Annotated in this window: 13 protein-coding genes; 5 read left to right on the top strand and 8 right to left on the bottom strand. The window is 42.4% G+C overall.

Annotated features, from left to right (window positions below; translation table 11 throughout):
* Position 1: 1 nt before the first annotated feature.
* From mlaD to dxs, 6 genes are all read right to left on the bottom strand, one after another.
* Positions 2-682, bottom strand: coding sequence for an outer membrane lipid asymmetry maintenance protein MlaD (gene mlaD / locus AC25JC_RS02940; RefSeq protein WP_180093012.1), 681 nt, complete (start codon positions 680-682; stop codon positions 2-4).
* On the bottom strand, positions 682-1,461 hold the full coding sequence (gene mlaE, locus AC25JC_RS02935; protein WP_078189301.1) for a lipid asymmetry maintenance ABC transporter permease subunit MlaE: 780 nt from the start codon (positions 1,459-1,461) through the stop codon (positions 682-684). The genes mlaD and mlaE overlap by 1 nt, the downstream gene beginning before the upstream one ends.
* Positions 1,458-2,276, bottom strand: coding sequence for an ABC transporter ATP-binding protein (locus AC25JC_RS02930; protein ID WP_078192847.1), 819 nt, complete (start codon positions 2,274-2,276; stop codon positions 1,458-1,460). The genes mlaE and AC25JC_RS02930 overlap by 4 nt, the downstream gene beginning before the upstream one ends.
* 407 nt (positions 2,277-2,683) lie before the next feature.
* Positions 2,684-4,495, bottom strand: a complete 1,812-nt coding sequence (locus AC25JC_RS02925) for a DEAD/DEAH box helicase (protein WP_078189302.1) — start codon at positions 4,493-4,495, stop codon at positions 2,684-2,686.
* 457 nt (positions 4,496-4,952) lie between these two features.
* Entirely contained in the window at positions 4,953-5,783 is an 831-nt protein-coding gene (locus AC25JC_RS02920) for an inositol monophosphatase family protein (RefSeq protein WP_078189303.1), read from the bottom strand.
* A 112-nt stretch (positions 5,784-5,895) separates the two neighbouring features.
* Positions 5,896-7,806 (bottom strand): 1-deoxy-D-xylulose-5-phosphate synthase, encoded by a 1,911-nt coding sequence (dxs, locus tag AC25JC_RS02915; RefSeq protein WP_486923420.1) that lies wholly within the window; start codon positions 7,804-7,806, stop codon positions 5,896-5,898.
* A 311-nt stretch (positions 7,807-8,117) separates the two neighbouring features.
* Between dxs and ribA the strand changes: the two genes are divergently transcribed.
* A complete protein-coding gene (ribA, locus tag AC25JC_RS02910; protein WP_168379100.1) occupies positions 8,118-8,720 on the top strand; it encodes a GTP cyclohydrolase II in 603 nt (200 codons plus the stop codon).
* 95 nt (positions 8,721-8,815) lie between these two features.
* Here ribA and hemN read toward each other — a convergent pair whose 3' ends face one another.
* Positions 8,816-10,189 (bottom strand): oxygen-independent coproporphyrinogen III oxidase, encoded by a 1,374-nt coding sequence (hemN, locus tag AC25JC_RS02905; RefSeq protein WP_180115989.1) that lies wholly within the window; start codon positions 10,187-10,189, stop codon positions 8,816-8,818.
* Positions 10,190-10,466: 277 nt separating this feature from the next.
* Between hemN and hemF the strand changes: the two genes are divergently transcribed.
* The 3 genes from hemF to aroE all read left to right on the top strand — a co-directional run bounded on the left by hemF (position 10,467) and on the right by aroE (position 12,752).
* Complete coding sequence (hemF, locus tag AC25JC_RS02900) at positions 10,467-11,408, top strand: oxygen-dependent coproporphyrinogen oxidase (RefSeq protein ID WP_180115990.1); 942 nt, start codon at positions 10,467-10,469, stop codon at positions 11,406-11,408.
* A 231-nt stretch (positions 11,409-11,639) separates the two neighbouring features.
* The gene (locus AC25JC_RS02895; RefSeq protein WP_078189308.1) at positions 11,640-11,861 is read left to right on the top strand and encodes a hypothetical protein; all 222 of its coding nucleotides are present in this window, start codon (positions 11,640-11,642) and stop codon (positions 11,859-11,861) included.
* A 102-nt stretch (positions 11,862-11,963) separates the two neighbouring features.
* Positions 11,964-12,752 (top strand): shikimate dehydrogenase, encoded by a 789-nt coding sequence (gene aroE / locus AC25JC_RS02890; protein ID WP_180115991.1) that lies wholly within the window; start codon positions 11,964-11,966, stop codon positions 12,750-12,752.
* Between the two features lie 86 nt (positions 12,753-12,838).
* Here the strand turns inward: aroE and AC25JC_RS02885 are convergent, their stop codons facing one another.
* Positions 12,839-15,349 carry a hypothetical protein gene (locus tag AC25JC_RS02885; RefSeq protein WP_180115992.1) on the bottom strand — a complete coding sequence of 837 codons (2,511 nt, stop codon included), beginning with the start codon at positions 15,347-15,349 and terminating at the stop codon, positions 12,839-12,841.
* A 230-nt stretch (positions 15,350-15,579) separates the two neighbouring features.
* On the opposite strand from AC25JC_RS02885, the gene AC25JC_RS02880 reads away from it, so the two are divergent.
* On the top strand, positions 15,580-17,403 hold the full coding sequence (locus AC25JC_RS02880; RefSeq protein WP_486923419.1) for an acyl-CoA dehydrogenase C-terminal domain-containing protein: 1,824 nt from the start codon (positions 15,580-15,582) through the stop codon (positions 17,401-17,403).
* The last annotated feature ends 53 nt before the right edge of the window (positions 17,404-17,456 follow it).

Raw genomic sequence — 17,456 nt, 5'->3', positions numbered from 1 at the left:
ATTATTCAACAAATGCAGGTTCGTCTGCCGTTGTTGTGTCAGCAGCTTCTGTTTTTTGTTCAGCATCTGCTGTGTTGTCAGATTTGTTCCCTGCACCACCGGTCACAAATTTAGACACCAAATCTTCGATTTCCATCGTACCTTGGGTATTACCAATTTGGTCACCACGTTTTAAGAAGTTGACACCACCACCCGGTACAATTTTCAAATATTTCTCGCCCAATAAACCATTGGTTGCCACCATAATGTAAGCATCTTCATCGATATTGGTGATGGATTTCATGTTAGCAATCAGTTGCTGTTCCATTTCTTTTTGTTTCGCAGGTGTTGCTGCTTCATAGTCTGATGTGTAACGCAGTTCTTCGAGTGCATTCTTTTGCACTTCTTTTAACTGTTCTGCGTTATAAGAGGTTAATGAGCCATCCATAATCAGATGTGCTGTCACTAAGCGCGTCACAGGATCGAGTTTCAATGATTCCACTTGACCAACTTTGACACCACTTAAGGTGACTTTGGCACGGGGTTTAATCCCGTTTACATTTTCAAATGTCGCGGTCAATTCATAACTGTCTTCGATGTTATTGCCGACCAAACCACTCACACGCATCGCCAAGAAGAAAATAGCGATAGCAAACAGAATGACAAAAAAACCGACGGCCAGTTCACTCGTACGTGATTTCATTAAATACCTCCGAACATGACCGCAGTCAACACGAAATCTGAACCTAAAACACACAACGAAGAATACACGACAGTACGTGTGGTCGACGTTGCAATACCTTCTGAAGTTGGGACACAGGCATAACCCTGATAGACCGCAATCCAAGTACAAATTAATGCAAAAACAAAACTTTTGATGATGGTGCCATTAAAGACGTCTTTAAAGAATTGCACACTGTTCTCGATGCCACTCCAATAAGAGCCTTCATCTGCACCCAGAAAATCAACACCCACCAATTTACCGCCCATGATGCCGACCGCAGCGAAAATCACCGACAACATTGGCAAGCTAAAAATACCGGCCCAAAGTCGAGGCGAGATCACTCGTTTTAATGGATCGACCCCGATCATTTCCATACTCGACAACTGCTCAGTGGCTTTCATCAAACCAATTTCAGCCGTCAAAGCAGAGCCTGCACGACCTGCAAAGAGTAAAGCCGCCACCACAGGTGCAAGTTCACGCAGTAACGTCAGTGCAACGGCGGTACCGAGCATTGCTTCACTACCAAAGGTCGACAGAATGCTATACATTTGCAAACCCAGTACCGAGCCAATAAATAAGCCAGATACCACAATAATCAGTAATGAAAGCACACCAACACGGTACATCTGATAAATAAACAATTTCACGCCAAGTAAAGTCGGCATGGAAAAAAGAATCTGCAGCAACATAATGGTTGCTACGCCGATTCCTCGAACACGTTCAATGACGCGTCTACCTAATGCGGCAATAGCATTCATGAACGAACCTCATGATTTAAATAGGGCTGATGACTGAATTGATAATCGACCGGACCTTCTACCGAACCCGTCAAGAACTGCTTCACAAACGGCGAGGCATGTGCTTTTAACTGCTCAGGCGTTCCCTCGCCCTGCACTTTCCCTTCAGCCACCACATAGATGTAATCTGCAATTGATAATGTTTCAGCCACATCATGCGAGACAATAATCGTGGTTAAATCTAAAGCTTCACGTAGCGAACGAATCAAACGAGTTAAAACCCCCATCACAATCGGGTCTTGCCCTGCAAAGGGTTCGTCATACATGATTAACTCAGGATCGAGTGCAATAGCACGAGCCAAAGCCACACGACGATTCATACCACCTGAAAGTTCAGAGGGCATCATTTGTTCTGCACCACGTAAACCAACAGACTCTAATTTCAACGCCACAATTTCAGCAATCAAATGCTCTGGCAACTTGGTATGCGCACGAATTGGAAAGGCTACGTTTTCGTATACCGACATATCCGTAAATAATGCGCCGCTCTGGAACAACATCCCCATACGTGCACGCGCAGTGAAGAGCTCCTGACGTGACATTTGTGCAATGTTTTGCCCATCAAGCAACACCTCTCCATTATCGGGAGTCAATTGACCACCAATTAAACGTAGTAAAGTCGTTTTACCTGTACCAGATGGACCCATAATTGCAGTGATCTGACCACGACGAATTTTTAAACTGACATTGTCATAAATGACGCGCTCTCCTCGCTTAAAACTCAGGTTTTTCACTTCGATCAGTGCCTGAGTCTGAGAAGACGTTTGATTATTCATAGCTGAGGATTTTCCTGCATTTTTTTCAGCATGCATACTATAAAGGATTGAAGTTTAAAATGTTACCATTGCATGAGCGCATATCTCTGCATTCCATCAGGTAAATTGTTTTTTATTATTAATGCGATTTTATAGAGGGTGTTTTCAACCCAATAGAAGAATTTAGTTAAAATAATTGTATATATAGTAAACGATATTACACAATAAGAGTGTCAAACCGATATAAGGCATAAGTACCTCGATCATCACTGTACGCATATTTGCCAACGCGTTTCCGTTCATATTAATTATCATTAAACACATAAAGTTTGATCAAGTATACATTTTTCTGATTAAAAAGCTAATTTAAATCCATAAAAAAAACCGGTGTTTCCACCGGTTTTTTCGATATTTCTTTCGAAATTCAATTAGTCATTGAATTTACGACGTGGACGGTCTTCACCGAAAGTGCGTTCACCACGTGGTTTATCATCACCGAAACGTTTTGGACGGTCATCGCCGAAACGTTTTGGACGATCTTCACCAAATGAACGTTGAGGACGGTCACCGTTGAATTCACGACGTGGACGATCTTCACCAAATGAACGTTTTGGACGATCGCCATAACCTTCACGAGCTGGTTTGTAATCTACACGGTTACCACGGTTGTCATCGTTAGAACGACGGTCAAAACCACCTTCACGACGTGGACGATCGCTGTTAAATTCGCGACGTGGACGATCTTCAAAACCGCCTTCACGACGTGGACGATCGTTGTTAAATTCACGACGTGGACGATCTTCGAAACCGCCTTCACGACGTGGACGATCGTTGTTAAATTCGCGACGTGGACGATCTTCGAAACCGCCTTCACGACGTGGACGATCGTTGTTGTATTCGCGACGTGGACGATCTTCGCCACCGAATGAACGACGTTCGCCATCACGGTTGCCTTCACGACGTTTGAAGTTTGACTCACCTTCAAAACGACGACCGCCACCGAAACCACCACGACCACCGCGACCGCCATCACGACGACCACGACCACCATCACGGCTACCGCGTGCAGGAGGTGGAGATGGCTCAAGACCTTCAATTTCAGATACATTTAAACGTGCATCTAAGAAGTCTTCTAAAGCACGGATTTTACCGCGTTCACGGTAAGTCGCTAAAGTAATCGCGTTACCAGTACGGCCCGCACGACCTGTACGACCGATACGGTGTACATAGTCTTCGTTCTTCATTGGAAGACCGAAGTTAATTACGTGAGAAATTGTTGGTACGTCTAGACCACGTGCAGCAACGTCAGTCGCAACTAAGATTTTTGCACGACCTTCACGAATGCTGCGTAAACGACGGTTACGTACAGTTTGTGGCATTGCACCGTGAAGAGCGACAACTGAGTGACCTGCTTCTGCAAGTTCTTCAGCCAACATATCTGTATCTTCTTGAGTAGATGCGAATACAACTGCTTGATCTACAGACTCATCAGATAACCAGTGAGTCAAAAGTTTTTTCTTGTGTTCGAAACCGTCAGTCCAATGAAGAGTCTGAGTAATGTCAGTATTTGTAGAGTGACCAGTTTCAATCGCAATACGCTGTGGATCATTCATCATGCGTTCTGCAAGTGTAATGATACGCGGCGCAAATGTTGCAGAGAACATTAATGTTTGTTTACGGTTAGCAGCCAAGTCGCTGATCGCTTCTAGGTCTTCAGAGAAACCTAAGTCAAGCATACGGTCAGCTTCGTCAACGATTAACGCATCAACGTTGTCTAGTTTAATTTGACGACGGTTAACCAAGTCAAGTAAACGACCTGGAGTCGCTACGACAACTTGTGCACCTTTAAGCTGTTGAATTTGTTTACCGAAAGGCATACCACCCATAATTGCAGCAATACGAACACCTTTCATATGACGTACTAAAGCAATTGCGTCTTGGCTCACCTGTTGAGCCAATTCACGTGTAGGGCAAAGTACAAGAATAGACGGTGCAGTTACCGCTTTCATGCGCTCTTTGAAAGACATCAAAGTGTCTTGACCAGCCAAAGCATTCACAGTTGGGAGTAAGAATGCAGCAGTTTTACCAGAACCAGTTTGGCTTGATACAAGAAGGTCTTTACCTTCTAATGCAGCTGGAATTGATTGTTCTTGCACTGGAGTCGGAGTAGTAAAACCTAGACCTTGTAATGCTAGTTGTAACGACTCATGTAAAGGAAAATCAGCAAAAGTTTTGCTCATAGAGTATTTCACCCCAAAAATGGGTGCTCCATTAAAAATATAAATTCAGATGGACATCGGCAAAAAGCGGCACAGCAAAAAACGCTGAAAATATAGAATCAGCGGCGATCCGAGAACGACGATGTGTATAACGCACACATGATTACAGCCGCAACCTGAAGGAATCGCTTAGCGATTGGGTGGGGCGCGAAATATCGTCCTCTCTTTGGACCGGAACGCGCATACACAATGATAGAAGAGAATGTTCAGGTAATGAACGAAATTTAGTGCGTGCGGGGATTATAGCAGAAAGTTTTTAAATGTCACCTGTTTTAGTCAACTTCAGAATATTTTTTGTAAGAAGCTTTAAATTATAGGTGTTTAAGCCTTTATTTTTGACCGATTAGACAAAAATAAAGCCCTCATAAAGAGGGCTTTATTTCATTATTCTGTCAATAAACTCGAACTAAGTGTTCTATTATTTAGCTGCTTCACCCCAAGCTGGAACAACAGCTTGCATAAGTGGTTTAAGCATTTTCATAGAACATGCAAGTACTTGACCATTGTCCATTGAGTCGTTACCACCACGAGCATCAACCACAGTACCACCCGCTTCTTTTACAATAAGTTCACCCGCAGCGATGTCCCATGGTTTCAAACCAAGTTCGAAATAACCATCGAAACGACCTGCAGCAACATATGCTAGATCAAGAGCAGCAGAACCTGAACGACGGTATTGAGCACCGGCTTCAGTCACATTTAACAATGAGTTGAAATGGTTTTTCGCATAAGAAACCACTTCGCCATTACGAATTTTACGATACGCATGACCCACTGAAAGGAAAGTGTTTTCTAAGCTGTCTTTTACATTTACACGAATACGGCGTTGGTTCATCATCGCACCGCGACCACGGCTTGCAGAGAACAACTCATCTTTCACAGGGTCATAAATAACACCGTGCTGAGTTACACCTTTATGTTGAACTGCGATAGAGATGCAGAAATGTGGAACACCATTAACGAAGTTTAATGTGCCATCAAGTGGGTCGATGATCCAACACCAATCAGCGTCATGACCTTTACCTTCTTGAAGACCAAACTCTTCGCCTAGGAAACTGTGATTTTTATAGCTTTTACGTAGGGTATCGATAGTCAATTGTTCCAAATAACGGTCTACACGCGTTACTGGTCCATCAATTCCTTTTTCTTCGACTTGTAGATCGAGTTTATGACGATTTTGATGCGCTTTTAAAAGCTCTTGACCAACTAATTGAGCCGCACGCGCAGCCATAACCACCATAGGTTCCATTGAACACCCACTACAAATTTGAAGATACTGATAAAGAATAATGCATAAAAGCCCTTATATCTTATCAAATATAAGGGCTTTTAGGGAAAAAATGTTTCTAAAAATTAGAAATTCAGCAAACTACAGTTGACTTATGCTTTATCCAGCTTTGTGTCACAGAAGTGATAATGCCTTCAGCATCTAGTCCAGCTTGTTGTAGCATTTGAGCATGTGTCGCCTGATGCATAAATTCATCTGACAAACCTAAATTCAGCATCGGTTTAACAATACTAGCCTGCGCTAAATATTCATTTACCGCACTACCCGCACCCGCCATCACTGCATGCTCTTCAACTGTCACAAATAGTTGCGTGCTTGCCGCGATTTGATCGATCAACTGTGTATCTAATGGTTTTACAAAACGCATATTTAGCACACGAACTGCAACATCCAGTTTTTCAGCCAATACTTCAGCCGCCTCAACCGCTGCCTGAACACGGCTACCAAATGCTAAAATCGAAATTGTTGCATCTTGCTGAACATTGAAGTTTGCAAGAACTTCACCACGGCCAATTTCAAGCTCGGTCATCTCTTGCTGAATCTCAACACCTAGTCCATTACCTCGTGGGTAACGTACTGCCGCTGGGCCTTTATACAAATAAGCCGTATGCAACATTTGACGACATTCATTTTCGTCTTTCGGCGCCATGATCACCATGTTTGGCACAGTACGCATAAAGGCATAATCATAAGCACCGGCATGCGTTGGACCATCTTCACCAACCAAACCTGCACGGTCGATACCAAATGTCACATCAAGATTTTGCAAAGCGACGTCATGAATCAGTTGATCATAACCACGTTGTAAGAAGGTTGAATAGATTGCAACAACCGGTTTTACCCCTTCACAGGCCATACCCGCAGCCAAAGTCACCGCATGTTGTTCTGCAATAGCAACATCAAAAAAACGCTCAGGGAACTGCTTTGCAAATTGCACCATGCCTGAGCCTTCACACATCGCAGGAGTAATCGCTAATAAACGATCATCCTGTGCAGCTTCATCACATAACCACTGACCAAAAACATCTGAATATTTCGGTGCAGTTGCCACAGCAGCAGGTGCATTCAGTTTACTGATGGCATGGTATTTAATTTGATCTGCTTCGGCAGGTGCAAAGCCTTTACCTTTTTTGGTATAGACATGCACTAAACGTGGGCCTTTGCGTTTTTTTAAGGCTTCAAACACATGTGTTAATTGTTCAACATCGTGCCCATCAAAAGGACCAAAGTAGTCAAAACCAATGGCTTTAAATAGATTATCTGCAGCATCGGTCGCAGCACAATGTAGGCGTGAGTTATACGCCCATTCAGGATGAGGTTGAATATAAGCTTCGCCATTTTCAGAAATATTCACCGATTGACCACTTTCCCAAATCGCAGCCAAATGCTTAGCAAAACCACCTGTACTGCATGAGATCGACATATCGTTGTCGTTCAATACCACCATGAGGTCAGCATTGTGTGCCACCGCATCGTTCATGGCTTCAAAAGCCATGCCCGCTGTCATCGCGCCATCACCCACGATTGCAACCACATGACAGGGATCTTGCTTGAAGCGACGTGCCAATGACATCCCAAGACCAGCAGAAATCGCGGTTGATGAATGGCCTACACCGAAGGTGTCAAATTCAGATTCTTCACGGGCAGGAAACGCAGCCAAACCATCTTTGGCACGAATCGTCACTAATTGTTCACGACGACCAGTTAAGGCTTTATGCGGATAGGCTTGATGACCCACATCCCAAATCAGACGATCACGTGGCGTATCAAAACAGTAATGCAATGCCACGGTTAATTCGATCACCCCAAGATTGGCACCAAAATGCCCACCACTTTGTCCGGCCGCATACAAAATAAATTGACGTAACTCATCCGCCACTTGCTCTAATTGGCTGCGCTCGAGTAAACGAAGTTGTTGAGGATGGTTAATCGTATCCAGCAACGGTGTTACAGGGCGTTGAAATGGTATTTCTTTATACAGCATAATGTGGCAAAGCCTTCTAAAGCCTGGCAAATTCCTAAGCTCGGTCTAAATGGGTAACTCGATCATATCGTCGAATTGTATCACCTTACAATCAGCCAAACTTGTAGCGATGTAATTTTTAGCAATGATCTCGTTGGGGAGATTTTGAATGAGTCAGATTATCCTGAATAATCTTCCTATTTATCAACTATTATCGTTCGCTTTATACAAAAAAGAAAATGTTCTGCATAAATTCGTCGTTGCAATTCTACCAATGTCCAAGCATTACGCTATACTTTAGCCAATTTATAATCGAATAAACGGGTTAAGCAGTGCCTATAGAATTTGTCGCAACGTCAAGATTACCGACCGCTTTTGGTGAATTCAATATTACGGTTTTTCAGGATCCTGAAACCGGTGAAGAACACGTCGCACTCTCTAAAGGACTAGAACAAGCTCCCACTGAACCTGTTTTAGTTCGTATCCACTCCGAATGCCTGACAGGTGATGCCTTCGCTTCACTCAAATGTGACTGCGGCCCACAACTTCAAGCCACCCAAAAATTAATTAATGAAGCGGGTCAAGGGGTGATTTTATATTTACGTCAAGAAGGTCGCGGTATTGGTTTAACCAATAAAATCCGTGCTTACGCCCTACAAGACCAAGGCCATGACACAGTGGATGCCAATTTATTATTGGATCTTCCTGCCGATGCACGTCGTTATGATATGTGCCCTATCATGTTGAATCATCTCAACATTACGGCTGTGCGTCTCATTACTAATAACCCATTAAAAATTGAAGCGCTCCAAGAGCAAGGTGTGAATGTCGTTGATCGTGTTCCGCTGACTGTGGGTTTAAATCCCTTTAACGAACAATATTTAAAAACCAAACATGATCGTATGTCGCATATGTATCAAAAGGACGATTTTTAAAAGTCCTTTAAATTCTCCATCTATAAATCCCTCCAAACCTCCCTTTTGTAAAGGGAGGCTTTCCCCTCTTTATTTAAAGAGGGGTTAGGGGAAATTCAAATCGTCATCGAAAAAATACGATTTTCCGGCACACGGCGTTTTAACCTTAAGTCAAAAGCCATGCAGATATTACGTACAAAAGGTTTGCCTTTTTCGGTAATTTGGATGCTCTGATCACCCAACTCTAATAATTCATCCGCCTGCATTTCTGTTAATTGTGCAACCACTTCATCAATTTCTGGAAATTGCATGTCTGTATTTGCCCACGAAGTATGGAATGTACACATCAAATTCAGAATATGTTTACGGATAATCAAGTCTTCTTCAGTCAGCACATGACCTCGATAAACAGGAATTTGGTTTTGCTCTAAACGTGCATAATAGTCTTCAATTTTCTTTTCATTTTGTGCAAAGCTGTACCAACTATCACTGATCGAAGATAAGCCGAGACCAATCATCAGTTGGGTTTTCGATGCGGTATAGCCCATAAAATTACGGTGCAAACTGCCCTGCTGAAAAGCTTGATACATCGGATCTTGGGTTAATGCAAAATGATCCATCCCAATTTCATGATAGCCCTGCGCCAGTAGCTGTTTTTTACCTTCTTCATAGCATTGACGCTTTAAATCATCTTTCGGGACATCGGCATCTTTAAAACCACGCTGACCATTGCCCTTAATCCATGGTACATGTGCATAGCTATAAAAGGCTAGACGATCTGGCATCAAACGATTGGTCTGTTCAATGGTATGCAACACGTCGTTTAAATCCTGAAATGGCAAACCAAAAACCAAGTCATGCGAAATAGAGGTATAGCCAATATCACGTGCCCACTGTGTCACTTGTTCAACATGTGCAAAGGGCTGAATACGGTGGATGGCTTTTTGCACCTTCTCATTATAATCCTGCACTCCATAACTTACGCGTCGAAAACCAACATCATACAAAGCTTGTAAATGCTCACGTGTGGTATTGTTCGGATGCCCTTCAAAGCTAAATTCATGTGTATCGGCAATATCAGCATGCACTAGAATGCCTTGAATCAACTGGGTGAGATGCTCAGGAGAAAAGAAAGTAGGCGTTCCACCGCCCAAATGAATTTCTTTAATTATTGGCCGATCAACCAAGAGTTGACAATATAAGTCCCATTCTTTCAGCACCGCCTGAATATAAGGCAGCTCCATCTCATGTTTTTTTGTGACTTTTTTATGGCAACCACAAAACGTACATAAGCTTTCACAAAATGGTAGATGGATGTACAGACTGATGCCTTCGCTGTGATTGGTCTCATCAAATGAACGCTTCAATCCCTGTTTCCACTGTTGCAATGAAAACTCAGCTTCCTCCCAATACGGCACGGTTGGATAACTGGTATAGCGTGGACCTGGTACATTGTATTTTTGAATTAAAGAATTCGCCTGCTGAGACATCGATGCACCATTTCAATCAATGAGATTCAATTTAAATCTACCTGATGATTATTGTGCTGAGCTTCAGAAGTGAATTCAACCTAGCAAATTTGTCGGAATAAGCCCAATTTGAGTCTGAGCAATTGCTGCTAACTTTGCATGATCTTTTGGTTTAATCACTAGATTTCCAGATTTAAAGTAAAGAGCCGATGCTGAGTATCGGGAAAAATGCCTTAAGTTTTCACGTAATTTATGCTTTGATGACACTTATCTTTAAATTATTTTAATAAAGGTCACCATGCAGAATCCAACTTCAGCCGATATTCAACGTGTAGATGAATTCCTTCGCGATTTACAGGCACGGATTTGTGCCGCATTGGAACAGCAAGAACGTGCTGGTGGCGGAAGTGCCGAATTTGCGATCGATGACTGGGAACGCCCTGAAGGTGGTGGTGGTCGCTCACGTGTTCTTCAAAATGGAACGGTGATTGAAAAAGGCGGTGTGATGTTCTCGCACATCAATATTTCAAAATTACCCGCCTCTGCGACTGAACGCCATCCCGCTATTGCAGGTGCAAAAGCACAAGCCATGGGCGTGTCGTTGGTAATTCACCCGAAAAACCCCAACGTCCCAACCTCACATGCCAATGTGCGTTTATTTGTCGCCGAAAAAGAAGGCCAAGATCCGATTTGGTGGTTTGGCGGTGGTTTTGACCTCACTCCATTTTATCCAAATGATGAAGATGTCTTGTCTTGGCATCAAACTGCCCATGATCTTTGTGCCCCATTTAGCGATACACTCTATGATGAACATAAGAAATGGTGTGATGACTATTTTTATCTCAAACACCGTGATGAACAACGTGGTGTGGGTGGTTTATTCTTTGATGATCTCAACCAATGGGACTTTGAAACCTGTTTCAAATATATGCAGGCCGTGGGTAATGGTTATTTAGAGGCAATTTTACCGATCTTCCAAAGAAACCAAGACAAAGCCTATACCGAAGTACAACGAGACTTCCAACTTTACCGTCGTGGTCGTTACGTTGAATATAACCTAGTGTATGACCGTGGCACCTTATTTGGTTTACAAACTGGTGGGCGTATTGAATCCATTTTAGTAAGTATGCCACCTTTGGCGGGCTGGTCGTATCGTCCTGAATGGGAAGAAAATTCTGCCGAGAAAAAGCTCACCGACTTTTATTTAAAACCGCATGATTGGCTTAATATATTGAAATAAAATAGATAGACATGTATTTGCCTCTGTCCATCAGGGGCTTTTCATTGCCTTTTAATTAAAGTATTTATATTTCTAGGTAATATCTTGATGCATAAATAAATTTTTTAAGCATTTACTTTGTAATCATATTGCTCAACAATGACACATCTTTTAAACAGCTTTACGCTATGTCATTGCACAATGTGTCAATAAACTCATGGCTGTAACTTTCTTGTACGGAGTACAACGCACATGACACATCAAACACTCAATAAAAAAGCAGTCAGTCTTACTGCCTTGGTGTTTTGGAGCTTTGCTGTTGTGCTGATCAGCGCTATCAGTACTAATATTTTTTCCGAAACGTCTTTGAATGACAATTTGGCTATTGGCTTCATGGTGGTTGCCTTGATTGGTTTAGTCATCAGTGCTGCCAGCATCTTGATTCAAAGCGTCTTAGATATTTGTAATCCTTAATTTTCCTCCTTTATTTCACGATTTTAAGACTGCCCGAACTTTAGCCATCATCACATTTGGCGTATATTGTCTGCTCTTTCACATCTACATGGACGCTGTGCAATGAGCAAACAATTTGCAGTGATTGGCAACCCGATTGAACAATCACGCTCACCTGAACTTCATCATGCCTTCGCTGAAAAAACAGGCCTCGACATTCAGTACAGCAAACGACTTGCGCCACTCGATGGTTTTCAGCACAGTATCGAATCCTTCTTTGCCGAAGGTGGCATCGGTATGAATGTTACTGTTCCATTTAAAGAACAAGCCTATGCACAATGTGCCGTCCTTACTGAACGTGCCAAAATTGCAGGTGCGGTCAATACATTATGGATGCAAGATGGTCAATTACACGGTGATAATACTGATGGTCAAGGCTTGGTGAATGCCATTCATGCCTTAGACTGGTCGCTCAAAAATACGGATATTTTAATCATTGGTGCAGGTGGCGCAACACGTGGCGTGATTTATCCATTGGTTCAGGCAGGTGCGAAAAAAATCGTCATTGCCAACCGGACTTTAGCACGTGCTGAACAATTGGTCGCTGACTTAAAAACTGCCGTACCGAATGCCGAACTTGCAGCCATTGCCCTCACCGACTTAGCTGGTCAATTTGATCTGGTGATTAATGCCACATCGGCCAGCTTAACGGGTGATCCGCTAATTTTGCCTGAAGCTTTACAATTCACGCACGCCTATGAAATGGCCTATGGCAAACCATCGACATTTTTGGATCAAGCCAAAGCACGCCACGTTCCAACCTCAGAAGGTTTTGGCATGTTGGTTGGTCAAGCGATTGAATCTTTTTCCATTTGGAATGGCGTCAAACCTGATCTAAAAGACTTTCTATAATTCAAAATGATTTGCTCAATTTACTTTCAAAGCAGTCGAAACACCTAAAAAAAGAACCTCAATTGAGGTTCTTTTTTTGATCCAACTTAGTTCTTGTGTTTTTGTATCGCCTTATAGGTCTCATAATAAGCCGATTGGCTGAACAACTCTTCGTGTTCTGCTGCTAGGCCTTGCAATGACGCTTCTGATAATTTTCCTTTGATATCATCAGCAAAGGCTTGCGCATAGATTTTTGATGCTTTCACCAAATGCGCTTTTTCAGTTCCTTCCAGTTCATAGCTAGCTAAAAAGTTTTGTTGATATAAATGTGCAAAAATCGCCTGATCAGTCTTATAGGTTTTTTGCAATTGTTTCCACTCAACCTGAGCTTTGTACTCACCAATCCCCGACTGCACATAATGATTGACTGAAGAACCTAAGTCATCAAAGTCTTGATAGCGATGCAAAGCATGCTTATCACGTAATTGATTTAAACGTTTCAGCGCATTGCCTGTTGGCTCTTTTAAGCCATCAACAAATCGATATGCATAAACTTCTGCAATTTCATTCAAATCATTGGCCGAGTAATAACGCACATACTGAGCGCGATAGTTAGCAAATGCCACGACAAATGCCGCTTGATAGGCTTTCACTTCAGATTGATGGCGCTTATAACTTTGCAAAGCCACAGTACTTAGATATTCAGGAAGTTCGATTTCTTCATTTGCAGCACGGACATCATCAACCGATGCAGTTTCTGCTTCAACAAGCAGAGGATCATTTCCCGTGATTGGCGCAAGCAGGCCTTTCAACATATTTTCAAAGAGTGAATCTTTACTGACTTCCTCAATGGATTTTGCCTGTTTCATGGCTTGACGATCAATTTTAGTCGCATTGCCATAATTCAAAATTTGGTTGCTACTTTTCAGCTTTAATTGACCTAAACGTGGCTCATTAAAGTCCAATTGATAGTCCATTACTTGGACTCGGCCTTTATGATCTAAGCCTACATCCATCACGACATTCGAAGATGATTTATCCTGTGTATTCAGCACCTGCGCAATTTCAGCTTGATGCTTTTGCCATAATTGCTGGAATTGTTTTACATCGATAAGTTGTTCACTTTGATATTGCTGGAATACTGGTTTTAATTGCTCAACAGCATCCGAAATCTCTGAATCTGTATTGGATGCGTCCGCAGCAGAGGCCGATGGTACAGAATCTTCTTGCAGCGGTATCACCCGAACATCTTGATAATCCTGACACAGTGTGACTTTACCAATCGGCACCTGTTTGGTGTTCATCAAGGCCTGACAGACTTCCTCAGATAAATTCGCTGTTTCATCATCTTCTTCTGAAGCCGCATAAGCTTCGGTTACTTCAGTATCCGAACTATAGGTTTCTTCGTCATCACCCGCGGTCGCCTCCGCATATGCACTTGCAGTATCAATCGCGTATTCAGCAGATTCAGCGGCAGAAGACGTTTGTTCTTCTTCCGTTTCATGTTGGTGATACATCAGGCCATGCATTTTCGCATTGAGCAGCTCATTCACACGTTCTACAGATGCATAAGCCTCATCAAAGTCTTCATCCTCAACTGCTGCCGCTACTGCAGTCCCTCCCGCCGCTTCAGCCGCAGCCATCGCCTCTTCGGAAGCACTGTGATGCACAGCAGCGTCCACAGATTCATCTTGCTCGGCGTCACTATTACGCTGACCTTTGATTTGCGTGGTGTAATAGTTGGCATTCACAAAATCGAAAAGTTCAAGCTGGGTGTATAGCGCATTAAGATCACCCACATAGCGGATTTTTTTAGTCAGCCCTGCATTTTTTTCATCACGTGTTAAAGCAATATTTTGCACTTGATTCGGCTCTGCCAAGACATAAGGCAATGCATTCATTTGTTTTAAATAGTCAGCAAATTTTTTCAAATCGTACTGAGCAATCGTGTCTTTATGTTTTGAAAAATCCACATAAGCCAAGCTGCTTTGGCTTTCACGATTTACCATAAACGGCATGAACGCAAAGTAGTTGGTATAAAATTTATGTTGATTAAAATCAATGATCATCGGCAACTGTGCATTGACCTGCAAAGTCGGTTTTTGATAACTCAATTGCAAGGTTAAGGCAGCAAGTTTTTCTCTAAAATGTACTGAACCGCTATAGCTAAACTGTAAATCATTCAACACATTCAGCAGTGATTGAGCAATTTTAGATTGCGGAGAAACGCCATCCTCTTCATCGCTATAACGCGCTGATGGTGGGATCGATTCATTGGCAATCGCTTGATAGAGCTGTTTCTTTTCTTTTTGGCTAAATGGAATATTTTGGGTTTTAATCAACTGATCCAGTTGTTTTTTAAGTTTAGGATCCAGCTCTGGCTGTGTGCTTATCGCAGGTTTTGACTTGGTTTCAGGCTTTTTTTCATCGAACTGAATATCGGTCTGAATTGAAAATTGCCCTTTCATGTCATAACTGGCATTTTCAAACATTGCGTTTAAGCCTTGAGTGGCTTGTTGCCCGAGAGACTGCTCCGTTGAATTGGTTTTTATGACATGTTGAGCACACCCAGTAATGCTCAAACCCAGTAAACAAAGTGTTATATATTTTAATCGCATAATTGTACGAAAGACCTAAGTTCTTTATGATTTATTAAAAGAAAAAAATGATCAAAAGATCAACACCCAGTCTATCAGAAGTTTACTTTTCACATGTTGGTTAAATATTACAATTCGCCTTTCTGACATTTTTTAAGGGCGTATTCATCAATGTTTTTTGGATGAAATTATGAATAATCAAATCATCAATACAGATAATCCAAAAAAATTTAGATATTAGGATTAAGACTATGCCTGCATATAAAGCGCCTTTACACGATATTCGTTTCTTAATGAATGAAGTGCTCGATTACCCAGCACACTACAAAACTTTGTCTAATGGTGAAGCTGCTGATGCAGACACTGTCGACATGATTTTAGAAGGTGCAGCGGATTTTTGTGAAAACATCCTTTCACCTTTAAACCAAACGGGTGATGAAGAAGGCTGTCATTTTGAAAATGGTGATGTGAAAACACCAAAAGGGTTTAAAGAAGCCTATGACCAATTTGTACAGGGTGGCTGGCAAGGTCTGTCTTTCCCTGAAGAATTCGGCGGTCAAAACTTGCCACAGTCGTTGAATCTCATCAAATCTGAAATGATGGGTACAGCGAACTGGTCATTCCAAATGTATCCAGGTCTCAGCGTAGGTTGTATCAACACCATTCTTCAATTTGGTTCAGAAGAACAGAAAAACCAATATTTACCGAACCTTGTTGCTGGAACTTGGTCAGGCACCATGTGCTTAACTGAACCTCAATGCGGTACCGACTTAGGTCAGGTAAAAACCAAAGCGGAACCTCAAGCTGACGGTAGCTATGCAATTTCTGGTACAAAAATCTTCATCTCTGCGGGTGAGCATGATTTAACAGATAACATCGTGCATATCGTACTTGCTCGTCTTCCAGATGCTCCTGCAGGTACTAAAGGGATTTCATTGTTCATCGTTCCAAAATTCCTTGTGAAAGCAGACGGTTCAGTGGGCGAACGCAACCCAGTGACTTGTGGTTCGATTGAACACAAAATGGGGATCCGTGCTTCAGCAACAGCTGTGTTGAACTTTGACAATGCCATTGGTTACTTGATCGGTGAAAAACACAAAGGCCTACACGCAATGTTCACCTTTATGAACACTGCACGTATTGGTACAGCGATCCAAGGCATTGCACATGCGGAATTGGCATTCCAAGGCGCTCTTCCATATGCCAAAGAACGTATGTCTATGCGCGCACTTTCAGGTAAAAAAGATCCTGAAAAAGTAGCCGATGCGATTATTCACCATGCAGACGTACGTCGTATGCTTTTAACTCAAAAAGCGATCGCTGAAGGCGGCCGTTCAATGATTTACTATGCGGCTCAAATTGCGGATAAAATGACTGATGCTCTAACCCGCGGTGATACAGCAGCGTTTGAAGCACATGATGACCACTTAGGTTTCTACACCCCGATTCTTAAAGGTTTCTTGACTGAATTGGGTTATGAAGCTGCGAACCACGGTATGCAAGTATACGGCGGTCATGGTTATATTAAAGAATGGGGCATGGAACAAATCGTTCGTGACTCACGTATCTCTACCCTTTACGAAGGTACAACTGGCGTTCAAGCACTAGACCTGATTGGCCGTAAAGTTCTACTTACTTCTAAAGGTAAAGTGATCCGTGACTATACAGCTGAAATCTTGAAGTTCTGTGGTCAACATGCTCGTAATAAATATATGCGTCGTTTTGCGTGGGACTTAACCAAGCTTTGCGCACAGTGGAATGCTTTAACTGTTCGTATCATGCTTGCAGCACGTAAAGACCGTGACATCGTGTCTTCTGCTTCTGTCGATTTCTTGATGTTCTCTGGTTACGTGATGATGGCTTACTTCTGGGCACAACAAGCTGCGGTTGCTTCTGAAAAATTAGCAGAAGGCAATGGTGCAGAAGTTCCTGAGTTCTATAAAGCAAAAATCAAAGTGGCTGACTTCTACTTTGAACGTCTATTACCACGCTCACAAGGTCACGCTGAAGCAATGGTTAACCCATCGAAGACCATGACTTCTTTGGCTCCTGAACACTTTAGCTTTGACTACTAAGCTTTAAACCGAGTTAAATGACTCTATAAAAAGACCGCTTCGGCGGTCTTTTT

The sequence above is a fragment of the Acinetobacter sp. P37 genome (assembly GCF_057480965.1).
The sequence above is the reverse complement of the archived record's forward strand: the minus strand, read 5'-3'. Positions and strand labels throughout refer to the sequence as shown.